Origin of the sequence: Desulfoprunum benzoelyticum (assembly GCF_014201505.1) — a bacterium.
Taxonomy (GTDB): Bacteria; Desulfobacterota; Desulfobulbia; order Desulfobulbales; family Desulfocapsaceae; genus Desulfoprunum; species Desulfoprunum benzoelyticum.
The window spans coordinates 64,196-80,346 of record NZ_JACHEO010000002.1; the positions used below are offsets into that span (position 1 = coordinate 64,196).

At 59.8% G+C, this 16,151-nt stretch carries 12 protein-coding genes; 5 read left to right on the top strand and 7 right to left on the bottom strand.

Going from position 1 to position 16,151, the window contains the following annotated elements; translation table 11 throughout:
• Positions 1-81: 81 nt before the first annotated feature.
• The 5 genes from hemG to HNQ81_RS02810 form a co-directional block, all read right to left on the bottom strand.
• A complete protein-coding gene (gene hemG / locus HNQ81_RS02790) occupies positions 82-1,482 on the bottom strand; it encodes a protoporphyrinogen oxidase (protein ID WP_183348096.1) in 1,401 nt (466 codons plus the stop codon).
• Positions 1,483-1,645: 163 nt separating this feature from the next.
• Positions 1,646-3,370 carry a Na/Pi cotransporter family protein gene (locus HNQ81_RS02795; protein ID WP_183348098.1) on the bottom strand — a complete coding sequence of 575 codons (1,725 nt, stop codon included), beginning with the start codon at positions 3,368-3,370 and terminating at the stop codon, positions 1,646-1,648.
• A 174-nt stretch (positions 3,371-3,544) separates the two neighbouring features.
• Complete coding sequence (locus tag HNQ81_RS02800) at positions 3,545-5,224, bottom strand: ABC transporter permease (RefSeq protein WP_183348100.1); 1,680 nt, start codon at positions 5,222-5,224, stop codon at positions 3,545-3,547.
• A gap of 8 nt (positions 5,225-5,232) precedes the next feature.
• On the bottom strand, positions 5,233-6,315 hold the full coding sequence (locus HNQ81_RS02805; protein ID WP_183348103.1) for an ABC transporter ATP-binding protein: 1,083 nt from the start codon (positions 6,313-6,315) through the stop codon (positions 5,233-5,235).
• Between the two features lie 12 nt (positions 6,316-6,327).
• Positions 6,328-7,323, bottom strand: a complete 996-nt coding sequence (locus HNQ81_RS02810; RefSeq protein ID WP_205240171.1) for an ABC transporter substrate-binding protein — start codon at positions 7,321-7,323, stop codon at positions 6,328-6,330.
• Between the two features lie 426 nt (positions 7,324-7,749).
• Between HNQ81_RS02810 and htpG the strand changes: the two genes are divergently transcribed.
• The 5 genes from htpG (at position 7,750) to HNQ81_RS02835 (ending at position 12,440) form a co-directional block, all read left to right on the top strand.
• Positions 7,750-9,621 carry a molecular chaperone HtpG gene (htpG, locus tag HNQ81_RS02815; RefSeq protein ID WP_183348107.1) on the top strand — a complete coding sequence of 624 codons (1,872 nt, stop codon included), beginning with the start codon at positions 7,750-7,752 and terminating at the stop codon, positions 9,619-9,621.
• Positions 9,622-9,808: 187 nt separating this feature from the next.
• Positions 9,809-10,198, top strand: coding sequence for a hypothetical protein (locus HNQ81_RS02820; protein ID WP_183348109.1), 390 nt, complete (start codon positions 9,809-9,811; stop codon positions 10,196-10,198).
• Positions 10,195-10,842, top strand: a complete 648-nt coding sequence (locus HNQ81_RS02825; RefSeq protein ID WP_337833415.1) for a protein-L-isoaspartate(D-aspartate) O-methyltransferase — start codon at positions 10,195-10,197, stop codon at positions 10,840-10,842. Before HNQ81_RS02820 ends, HNQ81_RS02825 begins: the two co-directional genes overlap by 4 nt.
• Before the next feature lie 253 nt (positions 10,843-11,095).
• Complete coding sequence (locus HNQ81_RS02830; RefSeq protein WP_221270816.1) at positions 11,096-11,518, top strand: hypothetical protein; 423 nt, start codon at positions 11,096-11,098, stop codon at positions 11,516-11,518.
• Between the two features lie 124 nt (positions 11,519-11,642).
• The gene (locus HNQ81_RS02835; protein ID WP_183348113.1) at positions 11,643-12,440 is read left to right on the top strand and encodes a sulfite exporter TauE/SafE family protein; all 798 of its coding nucleotides are present in this window, start codon (positions 11,643-11,645) and stop codon (positions 12,438-12,440) included.
• Between the two features lie 71 nt (positions 12,441-12,511).
• On the opposite strand, the gene pruA is transcribed toward HNQ81_RS02835, so the two are convergent.
• A complete protein-coding gene (gene pruA, locus HNQ81_RS02840) occupies positions 12,512-15,511 on the bottom strand; it encodes an L-glutamate gamma-semialdehyde dehydrogenase (RefSeq protein WP_183348115.1) in 3,000 nt (999 codons plus the stop codon).
• A gap of 33 nt (positions 15,512-15,544) precedes the next feature.
• Positions 15,545-16,039: an Lrp/AsnC family transcriptional regulator gene (locus HNQ81_RS02845; protein WP_183348117.1), complete on the bottom strand. Its 495-nt coding sequence runs from the start codon at positions 16,037-16,039 to the stop codon at positions 15,545-15,547.
• Positions 16,040-16,151 lie beyond the last annotated feature (112 nt).

Sequence of the window (16,151 nt, forward strand, 5' to 3'; positions counted from 1 at the left end):
AAGGCGCAAGAAAGGATGAAAGGGGAAGACCGCGCCTGCGATCTTCCCCTTTTTTGTTACGAGGCTTCTTCCGGCGCCGGTTTAAAAATAGACGCCCTTGATCTCCGCCCCTTCGGGGGCGGCGGTGGAAGGTCTGAGGATCCGTTCGGCAACACTGGTGGCACTCTTGATCATGTCGTTGATGCCGATGCCCTCCCAGCCGAAACCGCAGACCGCCAGTCCCCGCTGGTCCAGCATCAGCTGGTTGCGCCAGGCCAGAAGCCGGCTGTAGCCCTTCTCCAGTTGGGGGATGCCCGCCTTTGGCCGGAGCACCGTGCTGTAGACTGGATTGCCGGGCAGATTGAGAACCTCGCGGACGTCGTCGAGGGCGAGCCTGGTGATGGTCGCGTCGTCGAGTTCCAGCCGTTCCGGATGACGCCGGCCGCCGACGAGGGTCTCGCAGACGATATGACCGGCCGGGGCTCGGCCGGGGAACATGTTGGACGAGAAGAGGGTTCCGAGGGTGAATCGCCCTTCCTGTTCCGGGGTCAGGTAACCAAACCCCGGCGGCAGGACGGCCCCTGGGCCGAAACCGAAGACCACGGTGGCAATCCATGCCTCCGGGACGGCGGTGGCGGGCACGGTGGGGTCGATGTCGGCCAGCAGGGCGAGGGAGGCATTGACCGGCAGGGCCAGAACCAGGTTGGTGGCGGTATGGACTCCTTGCTCCGACTCCACCCGCCAGCCGGATTCGGTACGGGAGATCGCCGTGACCCCGCACTGAAGCAGCAGATCGGTGCCCGGCTGCAGCGATTCGGTCAGTCGTTGTGCCAAGCGGGCCATGCCGTCAGGAAAACTGGTCATTGCCGGCATGGTCAATTTTTTCGCGGTGCCCGAGCGCCTGGCCTTCAGCATCTTCCACAGCATGCCGCGGATGACCGAGCCGCGTTCCTTCTCGAGCCGGCGGATGCCGGGCATGACGCTGTCGATCGTCAGTTCGTTGAAATCGCCGGCATAGGTGCCGGTGAAAACGGCGTCGGCGAAGGGCAGGAGGGCCGGGCCGAAACGATGGTCGACCCATTTGGCGACCGTCGGTTCCCCGTCGAGCGGACGGAGCCAGAGATCGGCAAGCACGCGCAGTTTGGCCGTCCAGGGAACCAGTGGGGCCATCAGTATTTTGCCCGGACTCTGCGGGATGCAGCAGAGTTTGCCGTGGAGGTAGACATAGCGCACAAACTGCTTGAGCGGGGCCTTGACACACTCCCGGTCAAGTCCGGTCTCGCTCAGCAATGCCCGGCTCTCGGGACAATTGTCGAGAAATCCATGCGGGCCGATCTCGGTAACGTATCCCTGCTCCCGGTGCGTCCGTATCGCCCCGCCGGTTCGATCCGATTTTTCGAGGAGCAGGAAACGGTGGTCGGGGGCATGGCTCTTCAGTTTATGGGCGATTGTCAGGCCGGAGAGCCCGCCGCCGATGATGATGGTATGAAGTTGTGCTGTCATTGCAGGGCCGAAGCAGAGGTGGATTTTCCAGTGAAGGTGCTGTCGTTCTTTACCAGGAATCCTTGATATCGGCAATGCAGGAATGGCCGATCGGTGGGCCGCATCCCGTGGCTGAAAGCGGAGATTCCGGCTGTTTTGCTGGAGATTGCGATGGCAGCCGCGATCAGGCAGCGACCGACCGCGCCGGCCGTTGCTGTTCCTCGTCGAGGATTTCCTTCATGTCCATGGCCTTGTCGAATTCATGGATTTCCTCTTCGGTGAGGAGGAGATTCTTCAGGGCAAAGACCTGGAGCCGGGAGGACTGGTTGAACAGACGGTTGGCCATGAGCAGGGAGGCGATTTCCAGTTCGTTGATCTCGCCGTTGGCGGCCCTTTTCATAACTTCCTCGAGCGCCTGTTTGTCCTTCTGTTCGAGGTGGAAGATCGTTCGCAGGAGATCGCGGTGCTGGTCCCGGGGATTGTCGCTTTCCAGCAGGTGATTGGTGTCGTAGTACAGCTCGACCAGGCGACGACGAAACAGCTTGTACTGGCGGTTGAGGTGCTCATTGTCCGAGCTTTCGAAGTCATCGAGATCGTTTTTGATCCCCTTGATGTTTTTGATGGAGTTCATGATATTGCGGGAGGCGTACGCCATCCGTTCCAGTTCCTTGACCTCGGATTCTTCCAGTTGCGATCGCAGCATTTTCGCATAAAATTCAACAATCTCGCCATGTAGAAGTTTTATGTTGTCGTAGAGGCCGGGCAATGTGGTACGCCGTGGACTCTGTTCCAGGGGCAGGGGGTGGTCGAAGATCAGCTTGTCGTCAATTTTAAAGGTCCTGAGGCTGTACAACTGCGACTCTTCAAACAGATGGAGGATCTCCTTGCGCAGGGAAGCGGTGGCCGCGTCCGTGATTTCGGTCGGGGTATTGTTGATGTAGACGGCCACCATCTCCTTGCGGTCCGGAAAAGCGCGAACCAGAAGTCGGGAGAGGATTCCGATGAAGGGGAAAAAGACCACGACGCCGGTGACGTTGAACAGGGTATGAAAGAAGGCCAGGACCATGACGGCATCGGTCGGGATATCGAAGAGGGTGGGAAGCAGTTGCGACAGGGGACGCACAAGGGGAAAAGCCAGGATCCCGGTACCGAGATTGAAGATCAGGTGACTGGTGCTGACCCTTTTCTTCGATGGGATTCCTCCGATGGACCCGAGGAGAACGGTGACGGTGGTGCCGATATTGGCGCCGATAACCATGGCCATTGAATGCTCGAGGGTCAGCAGACCGCCGTTGAGCCCGGTCAGGATGATGGCGATACTCGCCGAACTCGACTGCATCAGGGCCGTGATGAGGATGCCGATGAGCAGAAAGACCCACAGTCCGTAATGGATGATGGCATTGAGGTCGATATGGCGGGCGAAGTTCTCCACTCCGGTCTTCATGAATTCGAGGCCAAGGAAGAGAAACCCGAAACCTATCAACAACCGGCTGGCCTGAAACAGTTTCGATGACGGGCCGAAGGCGATGAACACCAGTCCCCCGAGCGCGACCAGAGGCAGGGCGAATACCTCGATATTGAGCTTGAAGCCGAAAACGGCGACAATCCAGGAGGTCAGGGTGGTGCCGATATTGGCGCCCATCATCACTCCAATTCCATTCTGCATCGTCATCACCCCTGCCCCGACAAAGGCCAGGATCATCAGGGAGACCGCCGAACTGGACTGGAGGATCGCGGTGATGAGGGCGCCGCTGCCGATGGCACGGAGGCGGCCGGCGGTACAGTACCTGATCATCTGGCGGAAGGCCTTGCCGGACATGGTTCTGATGGCGTCCTCCAGCATGTACATCCCGTACAGGAAGAGGGAGAGGCCGGCGAGGAGCTTCCAGATATCCAGGGATTCATTCATGGGCATGGACAAAAATCAAAGGATGACTGCGCGACGTTGATTGCCGGTTGTCCGGAGGAGTGTCGATCACCGTAGGCAAGTATACACGATCTGGATCCATGTCGTCAGTGCGACTCGTTGCGATCGGCATGAACAGCAGGCTGCAGTCGAGGGCCGAGGAGGCAGAGGCAACGGTCAGCGGTCGACCGGACGAAACCAGCGGCCGATGAGGGTGACCAGGAGCACCAGCAGGGTCGAAACCCCGATCATCATGATTCCCAGGGCCGACAGTTTGCCCCACAGTCCGTCCTCGGAGAAACGCAGGATCTGCACCGCCAGGACCTCGGTTCCCGGTCGGGACAGGACCACGGACAGGGACAGTTCCCGGACGAACATGGTCGCCATCAGGACCCAGCCGGAAACGATTCCCGGTACCAGCAGCGGAATGACGATCCGCCGGAGCGTCGTCAGGTACGAAGCGCCGGCGACCAGCGACGATTCCTCGAGATGGTCGTGTATCTGGACAAAGGCGCTGGACAAAGGGCGGATCCCATAGGGCAGATAGGTGGCGATATATCCGATTAGCAGGGCCCAGACCGTGGCATAGAGCGGGGTGCGGACGAAGAACCACATGAATCCGACGCCGATGACGATGCCGGGAAAGGAGAAGGAGAGAAAACTGAGGGATTCCAGGATCCCGGCGCTCCGGCTCCGTACCTTGACGATGACGTAGGCCACGAAGATCGACAGCACGATGCCGAGAGTGGCGCCGACGACCCCGAGAAACAGGCTGTTCTTGAGGGACAGCAGCGAGATCGGATCGTTGAGCACCTCGATCCAGTGCTTCAGCCCCATCATCGACAGGGCCCTCATGCTGGGCACCATCGAATACGGTACCAGGGAGGTGTAAAAGAGGACCACGACCGGCAGGATGATCAGGATGAACGACAGAAATCCGAGGATGAGAAAGAGCGGAATCTTTGAGCGTTGCAGCTTGATGATCGTCGGCTTGTAGCCGCGGCCGGCAATCGTCACGAACCTGTCGCTGGCCGAGGTGAGGTAACGGTAGAGGTAGATGAGGATGATCGAGGCGAGCAGGACGCTCATCCCCACTGCGGCGGCCTTGCCGTAATCGGCGGCGAAGCCGGTGGAAACCATCTGGTAGAGATGGGTGGCCAGGACGTAGATCCGCCCCGGCATGCCGATGACCGAAGGTACGGCAAAGGAGGCCAGGCCGCGAATGACGCAGAGGATGAAGGCGGCGAGAATCGCCGGTCGCAACACCGGCAGGGTGATGCGGAAAATCGTCTTGGCGGTCGAGGCGCCGCAGACCCGGGACGATTCCTCCAGCGAGGCGTCGAAGGAGGCCATGGCCGGGGCGATGATCAGGTAGGCGATCGGCAGATCGAGCAACCCTTCGACGAGGACCATGCCGGGCAGGGAGTAGATATTGAACGGGGCATGATGAAGAGAAAAGGCCTGTTGCAGGATGAGGTTCAGTATGCCGTTGGAAGGATTGAGCAGCAGTACCCAGCTGACCGAGAACAGGAGATGGGGAATCATCATCGGGATAATCGAGATGATGCCGAAGATGAACTTGAAGGGGATGTCGGTACGGATGTTGAGGTAGGCGAGAAAGAGGGCCAGGGCGGTGGCGGTCGTCGCTGCCCCGCCGACGAATATCACCGTATTCCAGATGACTTCCAGGAGTGCCGGATCGGTATAGGCGGTGATGTATTTGGCCAGTGTGAACTTGCCGGAGGCGGTCAACCCTTCCGAGAGACTGCCGAAGATCAGCATGATCACCGGGCAGATGGTGAGAAAGCCGACGATGGCGATGAGCAGAAGGGTCAATCCCGAGTGTCTGCCGGTCATGGTCGCTGTCACCCGGCAACGAGGAGGCAATGATCGGGGCTCACTTGGAAACCGACCTCGTCGCCCACGGCCAGATCCGTCTCCGGTTCGATCCGGGCCAGCAGGTGCTGGTCGCCGACGCGGATCTCACCCTCGAAGGCATCGCCGACGAACACCATCGAGACGATGGTCCCCTGGACGACATTGGTCCCGGGGTGGTCACCCCGGGCCAGGGAGATGAATTCCGGGCGCAGGCAGAGCGTCACCTTCGTGTCGGGCGGAAAATCGCCCTTGCGACAGGATAACCGACCGATCCCGGAATCGACGATGGTCGTTCCGGGAAGCTGCTGCCGGACCACCGCCTTGACCAGGTTGGCCCGGCCGATGAAGTCGGCGACGAACTCGCTTTCGGCATCGAAGTAGATCTTTTTCGGCGAACCGATCTCGATGATCCGGCCGGTCCGCATGACGGCGATGGTGTCGGACAGGGCGAGGGCCTCGACCCGGTCGTGGGTGACGTAAACGGCGGTTATCTGGAGATCGTAGAGGAATGTCTTCAATTCCTTGCGGGTTTCCTCACGCAGCTTGGCGTCCAGGTTGCTCAAGGGCTCGTCGAAGAGAATGACCCGGGGTTTCGCCACGAGGGCGCGGGCCAGGGCCACCCGCTGCTGCTGGCCGCCGGAGAGCTTGGTGGCGGGCCGGTTTTCGTAGCCTTCGAGTTGGACGAAGGCCAGGGTTTCGGCCACCCGCCGGCGGATTTCCTCCTTCGGCACCTTACGGTTCTGCAGCGGGTAGGCGACGTTATCGTAGACGTTCATGTGCGGCCAGATCGCGTAGGTCTGGAAGACCATGCCGAGCCCCCGTTTTTCAGTAGGCAGGCTGATGTTCTGCGCCGACGAGTAGACAATGTCGTCGCCGATCCGGATCTCGCCGGCGTCGGGGGATTCCAGGCCGACGATGCTGCGCAGCAGGGTGGTCTTGCCGCAGCCGGATGGGCCGAGCAACGTGAAGATCTGGTTGGACGGAATGGTCAGGTCGACATCGTCCAGCGCCTTGATGATCCGGCCGTCGGAAGCGTAATGCTTGCGAAGGCCGGTGATGCGGATTTCCATGGCCGGAGAGGGTTATCTGATCGCGAAGATCTTTTTGAATTCCTCGCCCCACCTGGCTATCTCGTCATCGGCGAGTTCCCTGATGGGTATGACCTGGGCCTTGTCCATGCCGGCGATGGGGGGGAAGACGCCGGGGGCGAGGACGTATTCGCCGACGTCGTTCGCCAGCAGGGTCATGGCGTCCTTGGACAGCCAGTAGTCCATGAATTTTTTCGCCGCTTGCGGATGCGGGGCCTTCGAGGAGATGCCCATCGCCCGTGGGGTCCCCATCAGTGGTTGATTTTCCACCCGGGCCCAGTCGAGGGGAGCCGGGGCTTTGGTGACGATATATTTGGGCATCGAGATGCCGATCTGTTTCTCGCCGCTCTCGATCGGGGCCGGGGTCGGACCGAAGGAGGCCACGAACATCGGCCGGTTCGCCGCCAGACCCTTGAGGAATTCCCGCCATTCCTGATCGGAGGCAAAGACGTTTTCCCGCAGGCCGATCAGCCAGCAGATGGTCGTGGCATGGCTGGCCGGATTCGCCATGACGATCTTGTCTTTCCACTTCGGGTCGGCGAGGTCCTGATAGCGCTTCGGCACGTCCTCCGGTTTGACCAGCTCCCTGTTGTAGATGATCCCCACATATTCGATGCCGAAGAGCTGGATGCCGTTCTTGTTCGTCCATTCCGGGTATTTCGCTGCCTCGGGAGAAACATAGGGGGCGATGACCCCCTTTTCCTTCAGCATCTCCAGGACCGGCAGCGGGGCCTGGATGACATCCGCCATCAGCTTGTTGGCCTCGAATTCGGTGAACACGGTGGAAAGGAACTTGGCCGTGGAGATCCGGGTGTATTCTCCCTTGATGCCCGTCGATTTGGAAAAAGCATCCATGATCGGCTCGATGGCCGTGATGTTGGCGTAAAAGGACACTTTGTCCTCCGCTGCGGTACCCTTACCGACCAGCAGCGACCCGGCGGCCAGAAGAAGCGCCGCGAAAACAACAAACATTGTTTTTGCCGTTTTCATTCCGTTTTCTCCTTTGATTTCCATGGTTGACCCGGCGATCCCCGACCTTGTGTCGAGGCCGATACACGGCTCTCATGTTTATTCATCCTATCAAATCCGCCGAGACAATTTCAATGGCCGACGGCAAGATAAGGCAAATACCCAATACAGGGGTGATTCCCCTCCTGCTTTGAACTGTCGCTGACACGATCGCGTGTTCGCCTTTTCAAAAGCCGGGGACCGTGCGGCTGGGATCCGCCGCGATGGAACAGCGTCCGGAGGCAGCGCTGAGCTGAAGGGCGTTGAAGGGTCGTGGCTCGGTGGCCGCCATGGCTTGACAACCACGCAGATATGCTTAGCGTTACCGCCAAAATTGGCAGATAAATCAATGGCAAGGGAGCTGCATGTTCCCGTACCGTTCCGACCAAAGCATAAGAGGTATTCGTAATGACAGTGAAAACCACAACCCACGAATTTCAGGCAGAGACCAAGAAGCTCCTCGATATCGTCATCAACTCGCTGTACACCGAGCGGGATGTCTTTATCCGCGAATTAATTTCCAATGCCGCGGATGCCTTGGAGAAATTCAGGCATGAGAGCATTACCGCCACCGATGTCTTCGATGCCCACGTGCCGCTCGAGATCAACATCAGCCTTGATGACAAGAACCACACCTTTACGATCACCGACACCGGGATCGGCATGACCCGCCATGAGCTCGAAGCCAACCTCGGCACCATCGCCCATTCAGGGTCGAACACCTTCCTGTCCCAGCTGGCGGAGGCGGCGAAGAAGGATGTCAGCCTTATCGGCCAGTTCGGTGTCGGCTTTTACGCCGCCTTCATGGCCGGCAGCCGCGTTCTCGTGCAGAGCCGGTCCTGGGACGGCAGTGAGGGCCATGAATGGGCCTCCGACGGCACCGGCTCCTTCACCATCAGCGAGATGCCGGGTCTGCACCGCGGCACCAGGATCATTGTCGACCTGAAAGAAGACGCCCATGATTATGCCCAGAAATGGAAGGTCGAATCGATCATCAAACAGTATTCGTCCTTTGTTTCTTTCCCGATCAAGCTCGAGGGCGAGATTGTCAATACCGTCCAGGCCTTGTGGACCCGAAACAAGGCAGAGATCAGCGAACAGGAATATGTCGATTTTTACAAATTCGTCGGCAATGCCATCGACGAGCCGATGTACCGCCTGCATTTTTCGGCCGATGCGCCGCTGGCGATCAATGCCCTGCTCTTCGTCCCGAAGGAGAACTTTGAAGTCATGGGTTTCGGCCGGATGGAGTCCGGAGTGAACCTGTACTGCCAGAGGATTCTGATCGATCAGCATTCTGAGAACATCCTGCCGGAATGGCTGAGGTTCCTCAAGGGTGTGGTGGACAGCGAAGACCTGCCGTTGAATATTTCCCGTCAGGCGCTGCAGGACAACGCCCTGGTCGGCAAGCTGCGCCGGGTCATTACCAAACGGTTCCTGAAATACCTGGAGGAAGAGGCGAAACGGGATGCCGATGCGTATCTGGGTTTCTGGAAGACTTTCGGTATCTTCCTGAAGGAGGGCGCCACCTCCAGTTTTGAGTACCGCAACGATCTCGGTAAGCTGCTGCGATTCGAGTCTTCGAAGTCTGAGGCCGGCAAACCGGTGGGCCTCGCCGATTACCTGCTGCGGATGAACCCGGACCAGCAGGAAATCTACTATATCAACGGCACCAGTCGGGCGGCGATCGAGGCCGGCCCCTATGTCGAGATGTTCAGGAAGAAGGATATCGAGATCATCTATACGATGGAACCGATCGACGATTTCGTTCTCAGCCATCTCGGTGAGTTCGAGGGCAAGAAACTGGTCTCCGCCGATCGGGCCGATCTCGCCATTCCCGAGACCGAGGAGGAGAAAAAGGCCGAAGAGGACCAGGAGGCGGGGCTTGACAGCACACGGACCGAGGCCCTTCTCGCCTGGTTGAAGCAGACCCTGGCCGACGGGGTGCAGGATGTCATCGTGTCGAAACGGCTGGTCGATGCCCCGGCGATGATCGTCAATCCCGACAGCCATATGACCTCATCGATGCAGCGGGTCCTGGCGGCATCGCGATTCGAGAAGGGGCTCGGACTCGAGACATCGAAAAAGAACCTGGAGATCAACCTCAGGAATCCCCTCATCAAACGGCTGGCGGACCTGCAGGAATCGGACGAGGAGTTTGCCGTCGATGTGGCCAGGCAGATCTATGATAACGCGATGATTCAGGCGGGACTGGTTGTCGATCCGTTGGTCATGGTCGACAGGAACTACAAGATCCTCAAGCGGGCGGTACAAGGGTAAACGTCGTTCATCGTTCTGAAGTAGTGCGCTCACAGAGAGATACCGGGCCAATGCGGCGTTCAGGGCGTCGGAGGTGGTGATCCGGCAGGCGGTCATGCGACGACATAACCATTGAAAAGTGGTGGTCTTCAGGCTATAGATCGACATGTTGTCCCGCTTTTCCGATTTCAACCAACTGGGAGGTGCTATGCCCTTTTTCTGCCGTTACTGCCTGATTTTCCTGGCAACCGTGCTGCTTCTGGGCGGATGCTACAACAAGCCCGTTCGCAACCTGGCCTCGGACGTGCTGCTGATCAAGGTGGGGCAGTCAACCGGCGATGATGTGCTGACCTACCTTGGTGAGCCGGATGAACAAAAGGTCATCGACAAGGGGGGCGAACAGTGGCTGTTCAGGGAAAAGACCTCCACCGTCATGGAAAGGACCCCGGTAGTGGGCAAGTATCTCGGTAGTCCCGGCATCGTCGAGGTCATCGTGACGCTGAAGGATAATGTGGTGGTCGATAGCCGGTATGAGGCACACGACGCCGACGAAAACGATTGGACGGATGACTTTTCCTGGCAAAAGGGTGAAAAGTGACCGATCGTTTTGCCACAGCCCGTGAGCGGATGGTACAGGAACAACTCGCGGCCAAGGGGATAACCGATCCGCGAGTCCTCGCCGTCATGGGGGAAGTGCCGCGCCATCTTTTTGTCGACGACGCGATGCAGGGCCGGTCCTACGGTGATTATCCCCTGCCCATCGCCGCCGGCCAGACGATCTCACAACCTTTTATTGTCGCCTATATGACCCAGGCCCTGGAACTGCAGGGGCATGAAAAAGTCCTGGAGATCGGGACCGGATCGGGTTATCAGGCGGCAATCCTCTCCCGCCTCTGCCGCAAGGTCTATACCGTCGAGCGGGTCAATACCCTGTTGGCCGGGGCGAGGAAGCTTTTCGATACTCTCCACTGTTTCAATATCGTCGCCAAGATGGATGACGGCACCCTCGGCTGGCCGGAGTTCGCTCCCTATGATGCGATCATCGTCACCGCCGGCGGCCCCGAGGTCCCCCACCCTCTGATCGACCAGCTGGCCGATCCCGGGCGGCTGATCATCCCGGTCGGTGACCAGGATATCCAGAATCTGCACCTTGTGACCAAAGAGAAGGGGGAAATTCGGATCGATCGTCTGGCCAGTGTCCGTTTTGTCGAACTCATCGGCGAGCATGGCTGGGGGCGCTGAGAACGACCTCGACCATGCGGATGCCTGCCGCTCTTTGAGCTTGTGTATCCCTCTTCTTTCCGCACAGACCTGAACAGGTGGCCCGGCGCCGCCACTCGAACATCTTCCTCCCCATCGATTGCCATGATACCGGCAACCTCTCGATGACCGCCGGCCAATTTTGCGCCGGATCGAAAAATCAGATGCATTTGCTTGGCGAAGAGGTATTCTGACAGGAATAATTATGAGTATTTGCAAATAACAGGAGGCGAGCATGATCGAGTCGACAGCAGTGAATCAGGAAATCGAGGCATTTATCAACGGCTGGGAGGATGACGACTCTGCAGCGAGGCAGGGATTTCTCGATCTCTACCGCCATGTCCGGGCGCTGGCCGGGGTGACGTTGGATTTTGTCGGCCGGCCGGGTGTCAGTTACTCGCTCCGGCCACGAGGTCGTCGCCAGGGGGAGGGCGAATTTTTCGCCATTATCGATGTCATCGATGACGATCCCCAGGCTCGGTGGCTGTCCGTCTGTTTTTACGGCCATATGATCAGCGATCCGGAGGGCAGGGGCGAGGTCATCCCCGGCGGTCTGGCCGGTGCCGACGGCTATTGTTTCGACGTAGCCGGCGATGATGCGGGCGTGATTGAATACCTTCAGGAGCGCTGCCGGGAGGCCTGGACCCGGGTGTCATGACAGGTTGCCGGTCAGTCGATGATTTTCAAGTTCACCAGGAGGTAGTGCTTGCCACTGGTCTGTCGGGTAAGGTACAGTCTCTGCTCTGATTTGTCGTGATCCGTTGTTTTAAGGGGTAGAGGCCATGGAATCCATTCTGCTGATCTATCTGGCCGCCGGCGCCGTTGCCGGTCTGCTCGCCGGTCTCCTGGGGATCGGGGGCGGACTGGTGATCGTGCCGATGCTGGTCTTCTGTTTCTCGCTGCAGCATATCGACCCGGCGGTGACGATGCACCTGGCCCTGGGAACCTCGATGGCCAGCATCATCTTCACCTCCGTTTCCAGCTTTCGGGCCCACCATCGGCGGGGGGCGGTGGAGTGGCCCCTGGTGCGGCGCATCGTTCTCGGCATCTTTGTCGGCACGTTTCTCGGCTCGTGCCTGGCGGCGAGGATGTCCACCGGTTTCCTGAAGGGCTTCTTCGTCCTCTTTCTTTATTACGTCGCCACCCAGATGCTGCTGAACACGAAGCCGAAGCCGTCCCGCCAACTGCCCGGCAACCTCGGAACTTTTGCCGTCGGCAACGTCATCGGCGCCTTTTCCAGCCTGGTTGGGATCGGCGGCGGCACCCTGTCGGTGCCGTTCATGACCTGGTGCAACATTCCGGTGCACCGGGCGATCGGCACCTCGGCGGCGATCGGCTTCCCGATCGCCATCGCCGGGACGATCGGCTATATCGTCAACGGCTGGCACACTGCCGCGCTTCCCGCCTACTCGCTCGGCTATGTCTATCTGCCGGCCATGGTCGGCCTGGTCGCCACCAGCGTCCTCACCGCCCCGTTCGGTGTCCGCCTGGCCCACAGCCTGCCGGTCGACAAGCTGAAGCGGGTGTTCGCCGTCCTGCTCTACGTGGTCGGCACCCGGATGCTGATCAGCCTGGTCTGAACTCCACCAAAAAAGCAAAGGCCTTTACGCTGCGGAGGCCGTTGTCGATACCACGTTGACGCCTCAACCCATCAATTGATCCAGTCGTCGGTCGCCTCGATCGGGGCGAAACCGCGTCGCATCGTATTCTCGCTGACCAGTTTGGGGTCGACGAACTGGAGGAGATAATCAGGTCCCCCGGCCTTCGAGCCGACTCCTGACATATTGAAGCCGCCGAATGGGTGGCGCTCGACCAGGGCGCCGGTACTGCCGCGGTTGAGGTAGAGATTGCCGACGTTGAACTCGGCCCGGGCCCGGTCGAGATGTTCCGGGCTGCGGGAGAAGATGGCCCCGGTCAGGCTGAAACGGGTCGAGTTGGCCCACTCTATCGCCTGGTCGAAGTCCTTGACCTTCAACAGTGCCAGCACCGGCCCGAAGATCTCCTCCTGGGCGATACGGTGCTCCGGCCGGATGCCTTCGACAATCGTCAACGGCACATAGCAGCCGGTGGCCGGGACCTCGCGGCTGAGCAGGACCTTGCCCTCCTGCTTCGCCAGTTCGATATACTCGAGGATCGACTTCCGGGCCGTCTCGTCGACCACCGGTCCCAGCGAATTGGCAGGATCTTCGGCTGGACCGATCGTCAGCGATGCGGCAGCCTGGACCAGTCGCTCGCGGAATTTCTCGTAAATCGGTTCGACGACAATGGCGCGGGAACAGGCCGAACATTTCTGACCCTGGAAGGCAAAGGCCGAATTGATGACCTGCCTGACCGCCTCATCGAGATCGGCGTCGTCATCGATGATGATCGCGTTCTTGCCCCCCATTTCGGCCACCACCTTCTTGATCTGCCTCTGCCCCGGCCTGACCGTCGCGGCCCTGGTGATGATCCGCTGGCCGACCTCCATCGAGCCGGTGAAGGCGATGAGGGCGATGTCGGGATGCTCGACGAGGTAGTCGCCCATCACCGCGCCGCGGCCGGGGACATAATTGAAGACCCCGGCGGGCAGTCCGGCCTCGCGGAAGATCTCGACCAGATTGAAGCCGACCACCGACGACGGCCCGGCCGGTTTGTACAGCACCGGGTTGCCGGTGACGATGGCCGCCGCCGACATCCCGCAGCTGATCGCCAGCGGGAAGTTCCAGGGGGCGATGACGGCGGCGATGCCTTTGGCCTGGTAGCTCAGCAGGTTGATTTCGCCGGGGCTGGTGCCCATGCGTCGGGGAGTGCCGAGCCGGACGGCCTCCCTGGCGTAGTATTCGAGGAAGTCGATGGCCTCGGCGACATCGGCCTGGGCCTGGTTCCACTGTTTGCCGACCTCGAGGATCTGCCAGGCGCTCAGTTCGTAGATTCTACGGCGGGCGACGGCTGCCGCCTTGACCAGGTACTGGGCCCGCTCGGCAAACGTCAAGGCCTGCCACGCCGGAGCGGCTTGTGCGGCGGCGGTGATGGCCGCGTCAATTTCCCGGGTCGAGGCCTGGCAGATTGTGCCGATGATCTCCTGTGGTCGGGCCGGATTGACCGAGGGCAGCCGGTCGTCGGTAACGACCTCGCGGCCGCCGATGACCAGCGGATAGGTGGCGCCGAGTTTGCCACGGACGGCGGTGATGGCGGCGACAAAGCCGTCGCGGACCTCCCGGCGGGTGAAGTCGGCGATCGGTTCGTTGACGAAGCGATCAGACCTGGCACCCGCCGGCCTGGCCTTGTCCGGGTTCTGTTCGGCGATGCGGACCAGGGTCGTGAACGGGTTTTCGACCAGCCGGTCGATTTCCGCCGCCTCGGCAAAGGACTGGCGGAGGAAGGATTCGTTGGCGGTATTCTCCAGCAGCCGCCGCACCAGATAGGCCATTCCCGGCAGCAGGTCGCCGTAGGGGGCGTAGAGCCGCACCCGTCTGGCGACGTTGAGCAACCCTTTGCGCACCGGTTCGGCCATGCCGTACAGGACCTGGAATTCGTATCGGTGCTCGGGGACCTCAAGTTCCCTGGCCATCTCCATTGCCGCCGAGATCGACCGGATGTTGTGGGAGGCGCAGGCGTAGCTGCAGATATCTTGGTTTTCGAGGATCATCCGGGTGTGGCGCTCAAAGGCGGCATCGGATTCGGCCTTGATCGTGTAGACCGGAATCTCCCAGCCGTTCTGTTTGGCGATGACCGTTTCATAGTCCCAATAGGCGCCCTTGACCAGGCGGATGGAAATCGGCAACCCCTCGCTGCGGGCCCAGGCAAGGAGGGCCTTGAGATCGGCATCGGTCTCCTTCAGGTAGGATTGGAGGGCGATGCCGAGGTGAGGATAGTCGCGGAACTCCTGGCTGGCCCGCAGGCGGCGGTACACCTCGAGGGTGATATCCTTGAAGCGGTGATGCTCCATGTCGATGCGCATGAAGCCGCCCAGTTCCCTGACCTTGCGGAGGATCGGGATCAGCCGGTTGGAGATGCCCGTCACCGATCCCTCGAAGTCCATCGGATCGGTCAGCGAGAACAGGGCCGAGGGCTTGACCGAAATGTTGATGCGCGGTGCGTGCCCCCAGTCGAGGGTGTCGTCACCGATCGCATGCCAGTCCTTGTAGGATTTTTCCAGCGCCGCCAGCAACTGAAGATACATCTCCATGAAAGAGGCGGCCTCCATCTCGCTGACCGTTGCCTCGCCGAGGATATCGACGGTCAGGGTGAAGCCGTCCTTGCGGATTTTCTTGATGGTCTTCAACGCGTCCTTGACGTTCTCGCCGATGATGAACTGCCTGGCCATGCTTTCGAGGTTGGTGCGGATGGTCCGGTTGAGAATGACGCCGGTGAGTTTACCGCCGAAACCGGCGCCGAGCGCCCCCCATTTCATCACCGCCGGCACATCCTGGTCATCGCCGGCAAAATACTCCCGGATATGACGGGAAAGTGATTCGGAGGTCGTGAGGTAGGGCAGGACGTCGACGAAGCGGAACAGCTGGACCTTGAAATTTTCGTTCTTCATCGACCAGTCCATGACCTTGCCGGTCCACCAGCCCTTGTTGAAGATGGAGGGGGCCTCGCCGCTGATGCTGGTGAAGAACTCCCTGCTGCGGGCAGTGATCTTTTGATCGAGGGAATTGATATCCATGGATGTACCTCATGCAAAGGGAGGGAGAGGGGATCAGGTGTCCTTTTTCAGCTTTTTCTGGTTCTGCTTTGTTTCGGCGAAGGCGGTGTCGAGCCTCTGTTCTTCCTTGAGGGTGCCGAGGACGAGGGTTGTCCGGCTGTCCTGGACCCCGGGAATGGCACCGATGCTTTTCATCAGCGCGGTCAGGCCGTCGGTGCTGTTGACCCTGGCCTTGATGAGATAGTTGTATTCCCCGGCAATCCAGTGCACCTCCTGAATGCCGTCGATCTTCGCCACTTCCCGGCCGATTGCGGTACAACCGACGGCATCGGCCGTCTTCAGGTGCATGAAGATCGTCAGGGCCAGGCCGACGGCCTTGGGATCGAGACGGACCTCGTAGCCGACAATGACGCCGTCCTTCTCCAGCTTTTTCACCCGCTCGAGGACCCCTGAGGGTGCCATGCCGAGCCGCCGTGCCAGTTCGGCGTTGGCGATTTTGCCGTTATTCTGGATTATGTTCAATATTTCAAGATCAATATCGTCTATCATATAGAAATAAACTCCTTTAAAAGAATAATATTCAAATTAAAGGGGTGGGTCAAGTGCGATCTTTTGTCTGATGATCTTCTACTTGAGTGGGGTGCTGAATCGAGGGGATTGA

Coding starts and splice junctions, on each gene's coding strand:
- HNQ81_RS02845 (WP_183348117.1), bottom strand. CDS start 16,039: ATGATAGACGATATTGATCTTGAAATATTGAACATAATCCAGAATAAC.
- HNQ81_RS02820 (WP_183348109.1), top strand. CDS start 9,809: ATGCCCTTTTTCTGCCGTTACTGCCTGATTTTCCTGGCAACCGTGCTG.
- pruA (WP_183348115.1), bottom strand. CDS start 15,511: ATGGATATCAATTCCCTCGATCAAAAGATCACTGCCCGCAGCAGGGAG.
- HNQ81_RS02800 (WP_183348100.1), bottom strand. CDS start 5,224: ATGACCGGCAGACACTCGGGATTGACCCTTCTGCTCATCGCCATCGTC.
- hemG (WP_183348096.1), bottom strand. CDS start 1,482: ATGACAGCACAACTTCATACCATCATCATCGGCGGCGGGCTCTCCGGC.
- htpG (WP_183348107.1), top strand. CDS start 7,750: ATGACAGTGAAAACCACAACCCACGAATTTCAGGCAGAGACCAAGAAG.
- HNQ81_RS02805 (WP_183348103.1), bottom strand. CDS start 6,315: ATGGAAATCCGCATCACCGGCCTTCGCAAGCATTACGCTTCCGACGGC.
- HNQ81_RS02795 (WP_183348098.1), bottom strand. CDS start 3,370: ATGAATGAATCCCTGGATATCTGGAAGCTCCTCGCCGGCCTCTCCCTC.
- HNQ81_RS02810 (WP_205240171.1), bottom strand. CDS start 7,323: ATGAAAACGGCAAAAACAATGTTTGTTGTTTTCGCGGCGCTTCTTCTG.
- HNQ81_RS02835 (WP_183348113.1), top strand. CDS start 11,643: ATGGAATCCATTCTGCTGATCTATCTGGCCGCCGGCGCCGTTGCCGGT.
- HNQ81_RS02830 (WP_221270816.1), top strand. CDS start 11,096: ATGATCGAGTCGACAGCAGTGAATCAGGAAATCGAGGCATTTATCAAC.